We start from the raw sequence: 17,291 nt of genomic DNA, 5'->3' as shown, positions 1-17,291 counted from the left end.
GTGCTTACAGCTCGTCCAACTCAATGTTGATACCAAGAGAGCGGATCTCTTTAAGCAACACGTTGAACGACTCAGGCATGCCTGGCTCCATCTGGTGGTTACCATCAACGATATTTTTGTACATTTTAGTACGACCGTTAACGTCATCAGATTTAACCGTTAGCATTTCCTGCAAGGTGTAAGCTGCACCGTATGCTTCCAGTGCCCACACTTCCATCTCACCGAAGCGCTGGCCACCGAATTGTGCTTTACCACCAAGCGGCTGCTGAGTAACCAAACTATAAGAACCGGTAGAACGCGCGTGCATCTTGTCATCAACCAAGTGGTTAAGTTTCAACATGTACATGTAACCAACGGTTACAGGGCGCTCAAATTCTTGACCGGTACGGCCATCACATAACACGATTTGTCCTGATTCAGGTAAATCGGCTAAACGTAATAGCTCCTTAATTTCGGCTTCTTTTGCACCATCAAAAGCCGGTGTAGCCATTGGCACACCGCCACGAAGGTTTTTAGCCAGTGTCATTACTTCTTCATCAGTGAAGCTAGCAACGTCAACTTTAAGCTTATCATCACCTACGTTGTATACTTTTTGGATAAAGTCACGCAGTTTGTCCATTTCGATTTCACGCTGAACTTTCAGCATTTCATCAATTTTCTCACCCACACCTTTAGCCGCTAAGCCTAAGTGGGTTTCTAGGACCTGACCGATGTTCATCCGCGATGGTACACCTAGTGGGTTCAAGCAGATATCTACTGGGCGACCCGTTTCGTCATAAGGCATATCTTCACGAGGAACAATGGTAGAAATAACACCTTTGTTACCGTGACGACCGGCCATCTTGTCACCAGGTTGAATGCGACGTTTAACCGCTAAGTAAACTTTAACAATTTTTAGTACACCAGGCGCCAAGTCATCACCTTGGGTGATCTTGCGACGCTTAATGTCGAACTGTTTATCAAATTCAGCTTTGATTTCGTCGTATTGCTCAGCAATCTGTTCCAACTGAGTTTGCGCACCTTCATCGCTTAATGCGGCTTCTAGCCAATCAGCTTTCGGCATGCGGTCTAAGTCAGACTCTAACTTACCGGCTGCAATCAATACTGATTTAGCACGAGCAAAGATACCTTCTTCAAGAATCTTGAATTCTTCGGTTAAATCTTTTTTCGCTTCTTTAAGCTGCATGGTCTCAATTTCTTGAGCGCGCTTGTCTTTTTCTACGCCATCGCGAGTAAAGACTTGAACGTCTATCACTGTACCAAATACTGAATTAGGTACTCGTAGGGATGTATCTTTAACATCCGACGCTTTCTCACCGAAGATAGCTCGTAAAAGTTTCTCCTCAGGCGTTAACTGTGTTTCACCCTTAGGCGTCACCTTACCTACAAGGATATCGCCAGGCTTAACTTCAGCACCAACGTAAACAATACCTGACTCATCAAGCTTGCTTAGTGCTGATTCACCTACGTTTGGAATATCCGCTGAGATTTCTTCAGTACCTAGCTTAGTATCACGTGCGATACAGCTCAGTTCTTGAATGTGAATCGTAGTAAAGCGATCTTCTTTAACTACGTTCTCAGAGATACCAATTGAATCCTCGAAGTTGTAACCATTCCAAGGCATAAAGGCTACGCGCATGTTTTGACCTAACGCCAACTCACCTAAGTCAGTTGATGGGCCGTCAGCCAATACGTCACCTTTAGAAACTGGTTCGCCTGCTTTAACCACTGGACGTTGGTTAATACAGGTGTTTTGGTTAGAACGGGTGTACTTGGTTAAGGTGTATATGTCGATACCCGCTTCGCCAGGAAGCATCTCATCGTCATTTACTTTAACTACGATGCGGCTTGCATCTGCGTAGTCAACCATACCGCCACGTTTAGACACAACAGTAACACCAGAATCAACGGCAACAGCACGCTCAATACCGGTACCTACTAAGGGCTTATCAGCACGTAAAGTAGGAACAGCCTGACGTTGCATGTTAGAACCCATCAATGCACGGTTAGCATCATCGTGTTCCAAGAATGGAATTAACGACGCCGCCACAGAAATAATCTGCTGCGGTGATACATCCATGTACTGAATTTGATCAGTAGGCATGTAGGTTGATTCGCCTTTGTGGCGACAAGGAATAAGGTCAGCTTCAACCAGTTTACCGTCAGCGTCAGTCTCAGCATTCGCCTGGGCGATTACGTAAGTACCTTCATCAATAGCCGATAAGTAATCAACTTCGTCAGTGATAACACCGTTAATCACTTTACGGTAAGGAGTTTCTAAGAAGCCAAACTCATTAGTGCGAGAATAAACCGCCAATGAGTTAATCAAACCAATGTTTGGACCTTCCGGTGTTTCAATAGGACATAAACGACCGTAGTGAGTTTGGTGTACATCTCGAACTTCAAAGCCGGCACGTTCACGCGTCAAACCACCAGGACCTAATGCAGATACACGACGTTTGTGTGTAACTTCAGAAAGCGGGTTGTTTTGATCCATGAATTGAGACAATTGACTTGAACCAAAGAACTCTTTAACCGCAGCCGAGATAGGCTTAGCGTTAATAAGGTCTTGTGGCATCAAGGCATCAAGGTCACCAAGGCTTAAACGCTCTTTAACTGCGCGTTCAACACGAACTAAACCTACACGGAATTGGTTTTCAGCCATCTCGCCAACACTACGAATGCGTCGGTTACCTAGGTGATCGATATCATCGACTTCACCACGACCGTTGCGGATCTCGATAAGCATTTGCATCACTTTGATGATGTCATCTTTATCAAGTACGCCAGCAACACTGCCATCTTCGCGACCAACACGACTGTTGAACTTCATACGACCAACAGTTGATAAGTCATAGCGATCACCATTAAAGAACAAGTTCTCAAATAATGCTTCTGCTGCGTCTTTTGTTGGTGGCTCACCAGGACGCATCATACGGTAGATTTCAACTAGCGCTTCTAGGCGATTAGTTGAAGAATCAACACGTAAAGTATCCGAGATGAAAGAACCTTGGTCTAGGTCGTTAGTGTAAATTGTTTTAAGTACCGTATGACCCGCTAGTGACAAGGCAGCAATTAGCTCTAAATTGAGCTCACTGTTGGCCTCAGCGATCACTTCACCGGTAGTTTCGTCAACGTACTCTTCAGCCAATACTTTGTCTGCTAGATACTCAACTGGCACTTCAATTTGAGTAATGCCTGATTTTTCTAACTGACGAATATGGCGAGCAGTTACACGTCGACCTGTTTCAATTAATACTTCGCCGTCTAATTTAACGTCGAAAGAAACAGTATCACCACGTAAACGTGCAGGTACCAACTCCATCATTACTTTGCCATCTTTCAATTCGAAAGAGGTAGTATCGAAGAAAGTAGCCAAGATCTCTTGCGTAGTCATTTCTAACGCGCGCAACATGATCGAAGCGGGCAGCTTACGACGACGGTCAATACGTACAAACAGGTTATCTTTAGGATCGAATTCGAAATCTAACCACGAACCACGGTAAGGAATAACACGTGCATTGTATAACACCTTGCCAGATGAGTGTGTTTTACCACGATCGTGATCGTAGAACACACCTGGGCTACGGTGTAATTGAGATACAATAACACGCTCAGTACCATTAATTACGAACGTACCGTTACCTGTCATCAATGGGATTTCGCCCATATAAACTTCTTGCTCTTTTATGTCTTTAACCGTGCCAGCCGGAGCTTCACGATCAAACAACACTAAACGCAATTTAACGCGTAAGGGAGCAGAGTAGGTGACTCCACGAATTTGACATTCTTTAACGTCAAAAACCGGCTCGCCAAGACGATAGCTAACATATTGTAGCTCTGAATATCCTGAATAACTGGCAATCGGGAATACACTGCGGAATGCAGCTTCCAGCCCATACTCGCCTTCAGGATCGATTTCGATGAATTTCTCAAAGGAATCAAGCTGTATTGAAAGCAGGTAAGGCGTGTCCACTACTTGAGGACGTTTTCCAAAGTCCTTACGAATGCGTTTTTTCTCTGTATAAGAGTAAACCATATGGTTCCTCAGCTCGCTGATAAGTGACCCACTCTGTCCTCAAAATCTGGGACAGTTCTTACGTACCGTTTGTCAGTGTCTTTAAGTGTATTGCACCTAAAGTTTTTTGCTAGACGCACCATCTAAAACGGTGATAAAAAAGACGACGTCCTACAGCGCAAAAAGGCCGGTGGTTAAATAACCACCAGCCATAGCCTATAAAGGCTGCAATCTACTTATAGGTAGATTACTTAAGCTCAACAGAAGCACCAGCTTCTTCAAGAGCAGCTTTAAGCGTTTCAGCTTCTTCTTTAGATACTGCTTCTTTAACAGCAGCAGGAACTGAATCAACTAAACCTTTAGCTTCTTTCAGGCCAAGACCTGTAGCAGCACGTACCGCTTTAATAGCTGATACTTTGTTAGCGCCAGCAGCAGTTAAGATTACGTCGAATTCTGATTGCTCTTCAGCAGCAGCACCAGCGTCACCAGCAACAGCAACAGCTGCAGCAGCAGATACGCCGAACTTCTCTTCCATAGCTTCGATTAGTTCAACAACGTCCATTACTGACATTTCAGCAACAGCTTCGATAATTTGGTCTTTAGTGATAGACATGACTCAAATTCCTAAATTCAATTAAATTTATAAAATAATGTAGCAACAAGCAAATTATGCTGCTTCTGACTCTTTTTGGTCGCGTAGTGCGGCCAGAGTGCGTACCAGCTTGCCAGCAGAAGCTTCTTTCATAGTTGCCATTAACTTGGCAATTGCTTCGTCGTAAGTTGGTAGTTTTGCAAGAACGTTTACGTCTGCTAATGCACCTTCATATGCTGCTGCACGTACTTCGAATTTTTCTTGCTCTTTAGCGAAATCTGTTAACAGACGCGCTGCAGCACCGGGGTGCTCATTAGAGAAGGCAATCAAAGTAGGACCGCTGAATGACTCAGTAAGACATTCTAGGTCTGTGCCAGCTACTGCACGACGAGCAAGGGTATTACGTACCACTTGCATAGATACGCCAGCTTCACGTGCTTTCGCACGAAGTGAAGTCATCGCATCTACAGTTACGCCGCGTGAATCAGCAACTACTGCAGAAAGTGCACCTTTGGCAGCTTCGTTGACGTCAGCGACAATTTGCTTCTTGTCTTCGAGTCTTAAGGCCATTGGCTTTACTCCTGGATTCCAATACCAGATAAATCTGGTGTTTACTTCCCTCTAATTCACTAGGATTTAGAGGCCTTTACGGTTTGGTGTTCCAGAATAAAAAATTTATTCTTGGGTTTCCTCACCATCTACGTAGGAAATTAAGCGGTTAAGCACCTACGGTCTTGGATGAGGGCATAAGCCCTGACCCATAATTACAAAGCGCGAAATTTTAGTACAAATTTCACGCGTTGTAAATAATTATACTTGGGTTTCTAATGACGCAACATCAATAGATAAGCCTGCACCCATAGTGGTAGATAGGCTAACTTTCTTGATGAATTGACCTTTAGATTGAGCAGGTTTAGCTTTTTTAAGAGCTACAACCAACGCTTCCAAGTTTTCTTTAAGCTTGTCTGCATCAAAATCAGCTTTACCAATAGTAGTATGGATAATGCCGTTTTTGTCGTTGCGGTAACGAATCTGACCCGCTTTTGCTAATTTAACTGCATCAGCAACGTTTGGTGTAACCGTACCCACTTTAGGGTTAGGCATCAAACCGCGAGGACCTAGGATTTGACCTAGTTGACCTACAACGCGCATTGCATCTGGAGAAGCAATAACTACGTCGAAGTCCATCTCACCAGCTTTAACTTTAGCAGCTAAGTCGTCCATACCAACAATGTCGGCACCGGCTTCTGTAGCAGCTTCAGCGTTTGCACCTTGAGTAAATACTGCAACGCGAACGTTACGACCAGTACCGTGTGGTAGCACAGTTGCGCCACGAACGTTTTGGTCTGATTTACGAGGATCTACACCTAAATTAACAGAAGCATCAACGCTTTCTAAAAACTTTGCAGAAGCAAGTTCTTTTAATAGCTCAACAGCTTCGGTTACTGAATAATCTTTTGTTGAATCAACTTTTTCGTTGATCGCACGCATGCGCTTAGAAAGTTTTGCCATCGTATTAGCCCTCTACAACCAAGCCCATAGAACGGGCAGAACCTTCAATTGAACGAACCATTGCATCAACGTCTGCACCAGTCATATCGACTGCTTTAGTGTTAGCAATTTCTTCAAGTTGTGCACGAGTAACAGTACCAACTTTAGTCTTGTTTGGAACACCAGAGCCAGACTTAATACCAGCCGCTTTTTTCAGCAAGTATGAAGCAGGTGGAGTTTTTGTTTCAAAAGTGAATGAGCGATCTGCATATACAGTAATTACTACTGGTACTGGAGCGCCTTTCTCAATTGAATCTGTTTTGGCGTTAAACGCTTTACAGAATTCCATGATGTTTACACCGTGTTGACCTAATGCAGGACCAACTGGTGGTGACGGGTTTGCGGCACCCGCAGCAACTTGAAGCTTAATGTAAGCTTGGACTTTTTTAGCCATTTTAATATACCTTAATTTGGGTTCTAGCGCCTTCCGATAACACGGTCAGCTTCCCGATGGAACAAAGGGCAGCGGATTATAGTCGATCCGCTGCCCCAAATACAACTGATTGTTTATTTTTTATCAGCCTTTCTCGATTTGGCCGAATTCCAATTCAACTGGCGTAGCGCGGCCAAAAATAAGCACTGAGACTTTTACGCGGCTTTTTTCGTAATCCACTTCTTCGATAGTACCGTTGAAGTCGGCGAATGGGCCATCGGTAACCCGAACCACTTCGCCTGGTTCGAATAACGTTTTTGGTCTTGGCTTATCACTGGTCTCATCTAGACGATCTAGGATAGCCTTAGCTTCTTTATCAGAAATAGGCGCTGGACGTTCTGCGGTACCACCAATGAAACCTAACACACGAGGAACACTTTTCACTAAGTGCCAACTCTCATCGTTTAAGTCCATTTGAACCAATACGTAGCCAGGGAAGAATTTGCGCTCACTTTTACGTTTTTGACCTGCGCGCATTTCCACTACTTCTTCAGTAGGAACTAAAATCTCACCGAAAGAGTCTTCCATAGAATGGATCTGGATATATTCTTTAAGAGATTTAGATACACGACCTTCATAGCCAGAAAAGGCTTGAACTACGTACCAACGTAATTTGCGCTCTTCAGTCATTAGATACTCACCCCTGTTACAAAGGCAACTAAACGAACTAATATGGCGTCTAGTCCCCATAAAATTAGCGACATGAATGCAGTAGCAGCTAATACAATCATGGTAGTTTGAATGGCTTCTTGACGAGTTGGCCAGATAACCTTACGCACTTCCATACGCGATTCTTTAGCAAATTCGAAGGCTTGCTTGCCTTTATTAGTTTGCGAAGCGATGCCTAAAGCAGCAATCATCGCGATCACAACGCCAATTACACGAACTAATACCGACATATCTGTGTATAGGTAGTTACCTACCACAGCGGCGATTAAAATTAGAGCAGCTAATGCCCATTTTAGGCCATCTAACGACCCACTTTGGTTTTCAGTACTGGTACTCATCAAACAACCTACAAATAATCCCACAAAATCAAAAATCCCTTTAAAGGGAAGTGGCAGGGGTGGAGAGATTCGAACTCCCAACATTCGGATTTGGAATCCGACGTTCTGCCATTGGAACTACACCCCTATAGCACGAAGCCCGACATTATAGGCACTTTGTTTCAAGATTGTAACCCTTAGATGTCGAAAAAACGTGCCTCATTCTGCAATAAGATAGCGAGTTGCTAATAAGCTCACGAGATCTCAGTGCCGAAAACAAAAAAGGCCGCTAACGCGACCTTTTTTCTGCTGTGCTAACTTCTTATTCGAAGATTTTAGCTACAACACCCGCACCTACTGTACGGCCACCTTCACGGATTGCGAAGCGTAAACCTTCGTCCATCGCGATTGGGCAAATTAGCTCTACAACAAATTTCAAGTTGTCGCCAGGCATTACCATTTCAACACCTTCTGGAAGCTCTACAGCACCAGTTACGTCAGTTGTACGGAAGTAGAACTGTGGACGGTAACCTTTGAAGAATGGCGTGTGACGGCCACCTTCGTCTTTGCTTAGTACGTATACTTCAGCTTCGAACTTGGTGTGTGGAGTAATAGTTCCAGGAGCCGCCAATACTTGGCCACGTTGTACGTCATCACGCTTAGTACCACGTAAAAGAATACCACAGTTCTCACCAGCACGACCTTCGTCAAGAAGCTTGCGGAACATTTCAACACCTGTACAGGTAGTTTTAGTCGTTTCTTTAATACCAACGATTTCGATTTCTTCTGAAACCTTAACGATACCACGCTCTACACGACCTGTTACTACCGTACCACGACCTGAAATTGAGAATACATCTTCAATTGGTAGTAGGAATGGCTTGTCGATGTCACGCTCTGGCTCTGGGATGTAAGAATCTAGTGCTTCTGCAAGCTCAATGATTTTTGCTTCCCACTCTTCTTCGCCTTCTAGGGCTTTAAGCGCTGAACCTTGGATTACTGGAATGTCATCACCTGGGAATTCGTATTCAGATAGAAGTTCACGAACTTCCATTTCTACTAATTCTAGTAACTCTTCGTCATCTACCATGTCACATTTGTTCATGAACACGATGATGTAAGGTACGCCAACCTGACGAGAAAGCAGGATGTGCTCACGCGTTTGTGGCATTGGGCCATCTGTAGAAGCTACTACTAAGATTGCACCGTCCATTTGAGCAGCACCAGTAATCATGTTTTTAACATAATCGGCGTGTCCTGGACAATCTACGTGTGCGTAGTGACGTGAAGGAGTATCGTATTCAACGTGAGACGTTGAAATAGTGATACCACGCTCGCGCTCTTCTGGAGCGTTGTCGATAGCTGCGAAATCTTTAGCTTCACCACCGTATACTTTTGCAAGTACGTTAGTAATGGCTGCTGTTAGTGTAGTTTTACCGTGGTCGACGTGGCCAATTGTACCAACGTTTACATGCGGTTTATTACGTTCAAATTTCTCTTTAGACATAATAGTTCCTCTGGATAAAGGTCATTGGCACAAAAGCACCATTGGTTTGCGTTTACCGAACGGTAAAAAGTAATAGGAAACTTACAAGGAGTGGTGCTGATAGGCAGATTCGAACTGCCGACCTCACCCTTACCAAGGGTGCGCTCTACCAACTGAGCTATATCAGCATTGGAGCGGGCAGCGGGAATCGAACCCGCATCATCAGCTTGGAAGGCTGAGGTAATAGCCATTATACGATGCCCGCATCAAACCTTTGGAAGACGACCTACTACCAAAAAATAATGGTGGGGGGGGACGGATTCGAACCATCGAAGCTTTCGCGGCAGATTTACAATCTGCTCCCTTTGGCCACTCGGGAACCCCCCCACACAATCACCCAATATAACGGGTGAGCCTACTTAAGAGATGGTGCCGATTGCCGGAGTCGAACTGGCGACCTACTGATTACAAGTCAGTTGCTCTACCAACTGAGCTAAATCGGCATCGCTTAAGTGCTGCGCATTCTATGTAATGCATTTATTAAATGCAACAACCAAATACAAAAAAAACTTCAGGAAAGGCGTGAACGCGCAAAATTCAGCCATTAGGTACATTTATTGGCCACGAAGTGACACTTCGCCTGCCATATAAGTCCTTACCAGCCCATCGTTTTCCAACAGGAGCTGTCCGCTAGCGTCGACCCCCTTTGCCACACCAGATACCAGCTTATGTTCAGAAAATCGCAGGCAAACCGGCTTATTGAAAAAAACGTCGTACTGATTCCAGCGTTGCTGCAATCCCGCAAAGCCTTGTTCACGAAAAACCTCAAACATAGTATTTAGTGAACGTACAACCGCCACACTGAGTGCGCTACGATCTGCTGCTGGACTCTGCTCTGATTCTAATTGGCTAAAGCTTTGGTCAATTTTGTCGGCATGCAATTTAGCTACACGAACATTAATGCCAAGCCCCACTACTAAGCTAAGCTTGCTATTGGCATGGCCTTGAATCTCAATCAGTACTCCGCCCAGTTTTTTGCCGTTTTGATAGATATCGTTAGGCCATTTTAAGCCCAGCTGCTGATAGCCGCATTCTTGCAGGGCTTCAACAATCGCTAAACCAACCGCCAAACTTAAGCCCATGGCGGCTTCAATACCGTCTTCAAGGTGCCAAAGTAGAGACATGCAAAGCTGCCCAGCATAGGGGGTTTGCCAATCGCGACCGCGACGCCCTCTCCCCAAGGATTGGTATTCAGCCAGCACTAATTGACCATGTTGTAAATCATGCAAGTGTCGCATTAGCCAAGCATTGGTGGAGTCTAGCTTATTAAAAACCAGTGGATTGTTGTCGGGTAAACTTTGTTTTATCAGGTTTTGGTCTAACAAGGACAGAGGTTCTGAAAGCCGGTAACCTTTACCTTTTACTTTAAAAATGTCTAAACCTAGCAAGCCTAGTTGCTTTATGTAGCTAGCCACCGTTGTTCTCGATACTCCGAGCAAATTGGCCAGCATTTCACCGGAACAAAACTCTCCCTCGGCGAGCCTTTTAATCAGCAGATAGGGTTTATCTTCATTCATTCGGCTGCCCAAGTACACTGCTTGGCGGAACCTCTTCAATGGCGCCAATAAACCTCACTTCCGGCTCTAGTACTATTGCAAAAGCCTGCCACACTTTAGCCCTTACCACTTTACAAAGTGCTATTAAATCAGCTGCGCTGGCAAAACCGTGGTTGACCAATACCAAAGCTTGCTCTTTATGCACTGCGGCGTCTCCGACCCTAAATCCCTTCAACCCAAGGTAGTCAATAAGCCAACCGGCCGCTACCTTGCTAAATCCTTCATCCGCGGAGTAGTAAGGAAGATCTGGATATAGCGCTAACAAACTCGTCAATTTTTGTTGATTGATAATAGGATTTTTAAAGAAACTACCAGCATTCCCGAGCACTTCTGGGTCAGGAAGCTTACTGGCACGAAGCTCACACACCTTATCAAATACTTGGCGAGCACTGGCATTAGCGGGAAGTTGATTCAAACCGCTATATTCAATCAGCGGTGCCCACAATGTTGGTAAGCGAAGCTCTACTTCGCAGATGACAATTTGGTCTTTTAAGCTTTGTTTGAAGATACTATCTCGGTAAGAAAATTGACAAGCCTGTCCGGTTAACCTTTTCGTCTGACCTGTAGCAACATCAAAATAAGTAACCGCGCTACAATAACGAGCGATTTCCAAGCCATAAGCACCAATATTCTGAACTGGCGCCGCGCCTACAGTACCAGGGATCAACGCCAAATTTTCTAGACCATTGTAGCCATTATCTACGGTCCAACTCACTAGCTCATGCCAGTTTTCGCCCGCGCTGACGGTTAACACCGTTTGCTCAGCGCTATCATCGACTGTAACGCCCATCATTCGATTAACAATAACCAAACCATCAAAGTCACTCAGCATTAACAAATTGGAGCCACCACCGACGATTAACCAGCTCAGTTTGTGTCTGCGAATATATTGAAACAACGCGGGTAATTGCTGCTGAGAATCGAGTTCAAATAAAAAGGTCGCTTTAGCGTCTAAACCAAAACTATTAAATTTGCGTAAACTGACTTGTCGTTGGATGTTTAATGCTGACTTCATTTTCTTAATCGTACTCTGCTTACCTCGTGATTTTTGCCCTTCTCCAAAATAAGATCCGCTCGTTCACGAGTCGGAAGAATATTTTCAATCAGGTTCACATGGTTAATACTATTCCAAATTTCGGTTGCGATATGAGTAGATTGCTGTTCACCCAAGCTGGCATAGTGGTGGAAGTAGTTATTGGGGTCTGTAAATGCGCTAGAACGAAGTTTCATAAACCTTTCAACGTACCACTTTTCTAATAAGCTTGGTTCTGCGTCGACAAAAATCGAGAAATCTAAATAGTCAGATACAAATACTTGTCGTTGCTGGCCTGGGTAGTCGCCTGCCGACTGCAGCACATTAAGCCCTTCCAAAATGAGAATATCGGGCTGCTCTACGACCACACTTTTATCTTTCACAATATTATAAGATTGATGCGAATACACCGGCGCGGATACTTTTGCTTCGCCGGTTTTTAAAGCTGCGATGAATTCAACTAAGCTTTTTTGATCGTAACTTTCAGGAAAGCCCTTACGCTGCATCAAGCCCCTAGCCTCTAGCTCCTCATTGGGATAGAGGAAACCATCCGTCGTAACGATGTCGACTTTAGGATGCTCCGGCCAGCGCTGCAATAAAGCCTGTAAGATCCGAGAAGTGGTGCTTTTACCGCCAGCAACACTGCCTGAAACACCGATGATGTAAGGTACATGTTTTTCTGTACCCAGAAAGTTAGCCAACACTTCACGCCTATCCTGGCGTGCTTTCACATACAGATTGAGTAAACGAGATAAGGGCAAGTAGATATCACAGACTTGCGGTAACGATAACGCTTCGTTAATACCACGGATACTTTCCAGATCAGATTCAGTCAGGGTCAGGGGAACAGATTGGCGAAGATGTGACCAGGCTTCACGTTCGAAATCAAGGTAACTAAAAGCAGGCTGCGTAGTGTTGTGAATAGCTGGCATGGGCCCTTCCTATATAATGCGGCACAACCATATACCAAAAGCGTAAAACACTCCACCTTAAAGCGCCCATTAACCGTGGCGGCGAATTACATCATCATGCAGTGGCACCACTGTCGCACCACGTTCCACTAAATGAACAGAAGGAAGATCGTAGTCATAAGCTCTACGATTTCGAGCCACCTTATTAAACACCACTCCGGCAATTTCGATATCCATGCGTGATAACTTATTAAGTGCATTCTCGATCGACTTACCATCGGTACGTTCAGCCTGGACCACGAGTAAGGTGGCATCCACTGACGGAGCCACCATTACGGCATCACTGACCTGCATCAGTGGACCCGTTTCGATGACTATTCGATCGTAATACTGACGCAAACCCTTTAGTAGCATCTTGAATTTCTTTGATGCCAACAAAGAGGTTGAATGGCGGTCGATCAGTCCAGCGGTTAATACATCAAAACCCAACTGGTTATCTCGATGGATACACTGCGATACAGTGTGAGTGCGTGACAATAAATGGGTTAGACCCGGTTGGGAAAGCGGGTAATTCAAATAAGTGGATACCGACGCTCTGCGTAAATCAGCATCAATCAGTAGCACCTTTTCAACGTCACTACAGGCGGCAGCGGTTTGGATGGTTAAGCTGGTTTTACCCTCGCCTTCCAAGGCGGAAGTGAACAATACAACTTGACCGCGGTTGGGCCGCATTTGCAAGCGAGCCCGCAGCGAGCGCAGCGGTTCACCTAGCCAAGGATGGACTCCTTGTCGTAACCACTTATTACTGCGCACTTTTACTTTAGGGACTTCGGCTATCACTTCTACGTTCAACGCGGTTTCCAATTCGTCCACCGTGGCGAAAGTACGTGACATAGCCTGCCTAATTAACACAAACACCACGCTCAAAATGCTGGCTAGCATGCCTGCTAAAATGACAATGATCGCTTTTTTCGGCTTTATCGGCGCTTCAGGTAAGCGCGCACTATCAACCATTTGAGCATAACCACGGTTAAAGCCTTCTGCCGCCTCTGCTTCTTTGAATTTCTCTAGAAAGGTATTATATAAACGGGCATTACTTTCTATTTCACGAGTTAGTTGGTTAAAACGCGTAGTCTTGCGGCTTAGGTCTTGGTACTCAATTTTTGCTAATCGCAGTGAATCTGCTAAGGCGGCTTCACGCGCAACGGCTGCCTGATAATTTTTTTCGATACCGGAAATGATAAAATTAGTTTGGCTACGCAGTTCTAACTCTACCCGTGAAATTTCCCCAGCTAAAGATACCCGCTTAGGGTGTTTAGGCCCATAGCGTTTAGCTAAGTCGGCTAATTCAAGTTCTAACTCAATGCGTCGGCGCTTTATACTTTGAACCATGGGATCGCGTTGGATTTCACCCAACGAAGTCAGTTTATCCAGATCACCTTTAGCCGCTTTTTTAACTAAAAACCACAGCGAACTGGCTTCACTTTTTTGTCGCTGAGCTTCTAGCTGCTGACTAGTTAACTGTTGCAATTCTTTACCGATTAGACCCAGTATGCCCTCTTGGTCTACTAAATTTTCTTGCTCTCGGTAGAGTTGTAATTCGACTTCTGAATTTTGTAGTGCCGACTTCAAGCGGTTTAGCTCTTGCAGCAGCCAGCCTATGGTATGGTCAGTCGCCGCTTCGCTAGAGCTGCGGTGATACTCTATATAAGCCGCCGAGATAGCGTTGGAGACTTGCTGAGCTAATAAACGGTCCCAACTTCTAAAGCTAATTTCAATTAAACGGCTTTTAGGTAAAGGGGTCACCGACAAACGCGTTTTAAACACCTTGAGTAATTTTGCTTCAGACAACGAGGGGCTAGGGCTGAATTGGCTACTGTAGCCGAGTGTGACAACTTGCCACCAATAGCGCCAAGGAGAAATAGGATTACGCAGAAACTCGGGGTGGTGTTGTAAATCTAACTTTTGAATAACCGCTAGAGCGATCCGCTCTGAACGTAGAATTTCTATTTCGGTATTAAAGTAGGCTTCCGCCTGAGTATCTAAGCTATATACGTCTTCTACTGCCACCATCTTAGCTTGGCTGTATCCGATCATTAACTTTGACGAAGCTTGGAATAAAGAAGGTAGCGCTTTAACGTAGAGCATACTGAATAATAGCGTCACCATGACCACTAAAATTATTTTCAGCCTAGCTTGCCACAAGGTAATAAAAAGCTGTCGAAGATCGACCTCTTTACTTTCCCTAGCTTGTGACGATTTCTGCTCTTCCATGAACCTAAACAACTTTTCCAGTATAAAAAACGGTAACTAACTAAATGATACTGCCAGCTAGTTTGGCGACATGCAATTGGCAAATAACGGAATTGAGGACAGAAATATCGATTTATACTGCAAAACTAGCTAATAACATTACTATTGTTAGGTTTATAACGAAAAAAGGCTCCTAAATAGGAGCCTTTTATATAGTTTAAAGCTTAGGCTTTAACTACTACGTCTACCAAAGTCCAAGACTTAGTCTTAGAGATTGGAGCACACTCTTTGATGGTAACTACGTCGCCTTCAACAGCAACATTCGCTTCATCATGAGCATGTAGCTTAGTAGTACGCTTGGTGTATTTCCCATAGATTGGGTGTTTAACCTGGCGTTCAATAGCAACAACAATAGACTTGTCCATTTTGTCGCTAACTACTTTACCTTGCAATGTACGGATATCGCTCATTACGCACCTGCCTTCTGATTCAGAATAGTTTTCACACGCGCGATATCGCGACGTACGTTTTTAAGCAAATGTGTTTGAGCCAATTGGCCAGTACTCGCTTGCATACGCAAGTTAAATTGCTCACGAAGCAGGTTAAGTAGCTCAGCTTTAAGCTCTTCAACACTTTTATCTTTAAGTTCGTTAGCTAACATCACATCACCGTCCGCGTTACAAAAGTAGTGCTAATAGGTAACTTACGCGCTGCAAGCTCGAAAGCTTCGCGAGCAAGTGTTTCTGCTACGCCGTCCATTTCATACAGGACTTTGCCTGGCTGAATTTGGGCTACCCAGTATTCTACGTTACCTTTACCTTTACCCATTCGAACTTCGAGTGGCTTTTTGGTAATAGGCTTGTCTGGGAATACACGGATCCAGATTTTACCTTGACGTTTAATGTGACGAGTCATAGCACGACGCGCTGCTTCGATTTGACGAGCAGTTAGACGGCCACGGCCAGTCGCTTTCAAACCGAAGTCACCAAAAGACACTTCTTGTCCTTTGCCTAGACCACGGTTACGACCTGTAAATTGCTTACGGAATTTAGTTCGTTTTGGTTGTAACATTCCCAGTTCTCCTATTTAGCGTTGCGCTTGTTACCGCGCTTCGGCTTAGAAGGAGCTTCAGGAGCTGCAGCCACTGGCATTCCGCCAAGAACTTCACCTTTAAAGATCCAAACTTTAACGCCGATGATACCGTAGGTAGTCAACGCTTCTGAAGTTGAGTAATCAATATCAGCACGAAGTGTGTGCAGTGGCACACGACCTTCACGATACCATTCAGCACGAGCAATTTCTGCTCCGCCTAAACGACCACTAACTTGAACCTTGATACCTTTAGCGCCTAGACGCATTGCATTTTGCACGGCACGCTTCATAGCGCGACGGAACATAACACGGCGTTCTAGTTGGCTAGAGATAGAATCGGCTACTAATTTAGCGTCTAACTCTGGCTTACGAACTTCAGAGATGTTGATTTGCGCAGGTACGCCAGCTAATTTAGCTACGTTCTTGCGAAGTTTTTCAACATCTTCGCCTTTTTTACCAATAACAACACCTGGACGAGCAGTGTGAATAGTCACACGGATGCTCTTTGCAGGGCGTTCGATGGTAATGCGAGACACTGAAGCACTTTTCAATTCTTTAGTTAAGAACTGACGTACTTTGTGGTCGCTGAAAAGGTTGTCTGCGTATTCGCTTTTATCTGCATACCAGGTTGAATTCCATGGTTTGACGATACCTAGGCGAATACCATTAGGATGTACTTTCTGACCCATTGCTTATCTCCTAGTTATCAGATACAACCACAGTAATGTGGCTGGTACGCTTGATAATACGGTCGGCTCGGCCTTTCGCACGAGGACGAATACGCTTTAAAGTTGGACCATCATCAACAAAGATTTTGGCAACTCTTAACTCGTCGATATCAGCACCTTCGTTGTGCTCAGCATTGGCGATAGCAGATTCTAGAACTTTTTTAACAAGTCCAGCTGCTTTCTTAGTGCTAAATTGCAACGTAACAAGCGCTTTTTCAACTGGTAGACCACGTACTTGATCTGCAACCAGGCGAGCTTTCTGCGCAGAACCACGAGCAAAACGGTGTTTAGCTAAAGCTTCCATCATCTACTCCTACTTCTTCTTCGCTTTCTTATCAGCAGCATGGCCGCGATAAGTACGAGTTGGCGCGAATTCACCCAGTTTATGACCGATCATTTCATCGGTAACAAATACTGGAACGTGCTGACGACCATTATGGACAGCGATGGTCAAACCGATCATTTGTGGAATGATCATTGAGCGACGAGACCAAGTTTTCAATGGTTTCTTGTCCCCGCTTTCCACCGCTTTCTCTACCTTCTTCAACAAGTGTAGGTCAATGAATGGACCCTTCTTGAGAGAACGTGGCAT

At 44.7% G+C, this 17,291-nt stretch carries 18 protein-coding genes and 5 tRNA genes; all 23 read right to left on the bottom strand.

Annotated features, from left to right (window positions below):
* Nucleotides 1-4: 4 nt before the first annotated feature.
* The 23 genes from rpoB to rpsS all read right to left on the bottom strand — a co-directional run bounded on the left by rpoB (nucleotide 5) and on the right by rpsS (nucleotide 17,291).
* On the bottom strand, nucleotides 5-4,039 hold the full coding sequence (rpoB, locus tag M0C34_RS02345; RefSeq protein ID WP_248714057.1) for a DNA-directed RNA polymerase subunit beta: 4,035 nt from the start codon (nucleotides 4,037-4,039) through the stop codon (nucleotides 5-7).
* Between the two features lie 226 nt (nucleotides 4,040-4,265).
* A complete protein-coding gene (gene rplL / locus M0C34_RS02340) occupies nucleotides 4,266-4,631 on the bottom strand; it encodes a 50S ribosomal protein L7/L12 (RefSeq protein WP_248714056.1) in 366 nt (121 codons plus the stop codon).
* A 54-nt stretch (nucleotides 4,632-4,685) separates the two neighbouring features.
* Nucleotides 4,686-5,180, bottom strand: a complete 495-nt coding sequence (gene rplJ / locus M0C34_RS02335) for a 50S ribosomal protein L10 (RefSeq protein WP_248714055.1) — start codon at nucleotides 5,178-5,180, stop codon at nucleotides 4,686-4,688.
* A 240-nt stretch (nucleotides 5,181-5,420) separates the two neighbouring features.
* Nucleotides 5,421-6,122, bottom strand: a complete 702-nt coding sequence (rplA, locus tag M0C34_RS02330) for a 50S ribosomal protein L1 (protein ID WP_248714054.1) — start codon at nucleotides 6,120-6,122, stop codon at nucleotides 5,421-5,423.
* 4 nt (nucleotides 6,123-6,126) lie between these two features.
* Nucleotides 6,127-6,555, bottom strand: a complete 429-nt coding sequence (gene rplK / locus M0C34_RS02325) for a 50S ribosomal protein L11 (RefSeq protein WP_248714053.1) — start codon at nucleotides 6,553-6,555, stop codon at nucleotides 6,127-6,129.
* A gap of 123 nt (nucleotides 6,556-6,678) precedes the next feature.
* Nucleotides 6,679-7,224: a transcription termination/antitermination protein NusG gene (gene nusG, locus M0C34_RS02320; RefSeq protein WP_248714052.1), complete on the bottom strand. Its 546-nt coding sequence runs from the start codon at nucleotides 7,222-7,224 to the stop codon at nucleotides 6,679-6,681.
* Nucleotides 7,224-7,601, bottom strand: coding sequence for a preprotein translocase subunit SecE (gene secE / locus M0C34_RS02315; RefSeq protein ID WP_248714051.1), 378 nt, complete (start codon nucleotides 7,599-7,601; stop codon nucleotides 7,224-7,226). Before secE ends, nusG begins: the two co-directional genes overlap by 1 nt.
* A gap of 51 nt (nucleotides 7,602-7,652) precedes the next feature.
* Nucleotides 7,653-7,728 (bottom strand) — tRNA-Trp (locus M0C34_RS02310).
* A 174-nt stretch (nucleotides 7,729-7,902) separates the two neighbouring features.
* Nucleotides 7,903-9,087, bottom strand: coding sequence for an elongation factor Tu (tuf, locus tag M0C34_RS02305; RefSeq protein WP_248714050.1), 1,185 nt, complete (start codon nucleotides 9,085-9,087; stop codon nucleotides 7,903-7,905).
* Nucleotides 9,088-9,178: 91 nt separating this feature from the next.
* Nucleotides 9,179-9,254 (bottom strand) — tRNA-Thr (locus M0C34_RS02300).
* A 2-nt stretch (nucleotides 9,255-9,256) separates the two neighbouring features.
* Nucleotides 9,257-9,331: transfer RNA gene (locus M0C34_RS02295), tRNA-Gly, on the bottom strand.
* Nucleotides 9,332-9,369: 38 nt separating this feature from the next.
* Nucleotides 9,370-9,453 (bottom strand) — tRNA-Tyr (locus M0C34_RS02290).
* Between the two features lie 40 nt (nucleotides 9,454-9,493).
* A tRNA-Thr gene (locus M0C34_RS02285) sits at nucleotides 9,494-9,569 on the bottom strand.
* Nucleotides 9,570-9,680: 111 nt separating this feature from the next.
* Entirely contained in the window at nucleotides 9,681-10,643 is a 963-nt protein-coding gene (gene birA, locus M0C34_RS02280; protein WP_248714049.1) for a bifunctional biotin--[acetyl-CoA-carboxylase] ligase/biotin operon repressor BirA, read from the bottom strand.
* Nucleotides 10,636-11,697, bottom strand: coding sequence for a UDP-N-acetylmuramate dehydrogenase (gene murB / locus M0C34_RS02275; RefSeq protein WP_248714048.1), 1,062 nt, complete (start codon nucleotides 11,695-11,697; stop codon nucleotides 10,636-10,638). The genes birA and murB overlap by 8 nt, the downstream gene beginning before the upstream one ends.
* Complete coding sequence (coaA, locus tag M0C34_RS02270; RefSeq protein ID WP_248714047.1) at nucleotides 11,694-12,647, bottom strand: type I pantothenate kinase; 954 nt, start codon at nucleotides 12,645-12,647, stop codon at nucleotides 11,694-11,696. Before coaA ends, murB begins: the two co-directional genes overlap by 4 nt.
* 69 nt (nucleotides 12,648-12,716) lie before the next feature.
* A complete protein-coding gene (locus M0C34_RS02265) occupies nucleotides 12,717-14,900 on the bottom strand; it encodes a GumC family protein (protein ID WP_248714046.1) in 2,184 nt (727 codons plus the stop codon).
* 203 nt (nucleotides 14,901-15,103) lie between these two features.
* Complete coding sequence (gene rpsQ / locus M0C34_RS02260; protein ID WP_248714045.1) at nucleotides 15,104-15,349, bottom strand: 30S ribosomal protein S17; 246 nt, start codon at nucleotides 15,347-15,349, stop codon at nucleotides 15,104-15,106.
* Nucleotides 15,349-15,540: a 50S ribosomal protein L29 gene (rpmC, locus tag M0C34_RS02255; RefSeq protein WP_163134083.1), complete on the bottom strand. Its 192-nt coding sequence runs from the start codon at nucleotides 15,538-15,540 to the stop codon at nucleotides 15,349-15,351. The genes rpsQ and rpmC overlap by 1 nt, the downstream gene beginning before the upstream one ends.
* Complete coding sequence (gene rplP / locus M0C34_RS02250; protein ID WP_248714044.1) at nucleotides 15,540-15,950, bottom strand: 50S ribosomal protein L16; 411 nt, start codon at nucleotides 15,948-15,950, stop codon at nucleotides 15,540-15,542. The genes rpmC and rplP overlap by 1 nt, the downstream gene beginning before the upstream one ends.
* Before the next feature lie 11 nt (nucleotides 15,951-15,961).
* Nucleotides 15,962-16,660, bottom strand: a complete 699-nt coding sequence (gene rpsC / locus M0C34_RS02245; protein ID WP_248714043.1) for a 30S ribosomal protein S3 — start codon at nucleotides 16,658-16,660, stop codon at nucleotides 15,962-15,964.
* A gap of 10 nt (nucleotides 16,661-16,670) precedes the next feature.
* Nucleotides 16,671-17,003, bottom strand: a complete 333-nt coding sequence (rplV, locus tag M0C34_RS02240) for a 50S ribosomal protein L22 (protein WP_248715580.1) — start codon at nucleotides 17,001-17,003, stop codon at nucleotides 16,671-16,673.
* A gap of 9 nt (nucleotides 17,004-17,012) precedes the next feature.
* Nucleotides 17,013-17,291, bottom strand: a complete 279-nt coding sequence (gene rpsS / locus M0C34_RS02235; RefSeq protein WP_026959667.1) for a 30S ribosomal protein S19 — start codon at nucleotides 17,289-17,291, stop codon at nucleotides 17,013-17,015.

This window comes from Agarivorans sp. TSD2052 (assembly GCF_023238625.1).
Lineage (GTDB): Bacteria > Pseudomonadota > Gammaproteobacteria > Enterobacterales > Celerinatantimonadaceae > Agarivorans.
The sequence above is the reverse complement of the archived record's forward strand: the minus strand, read 5'-3'. Positions and strand labels throughout refer to the sequence as shown.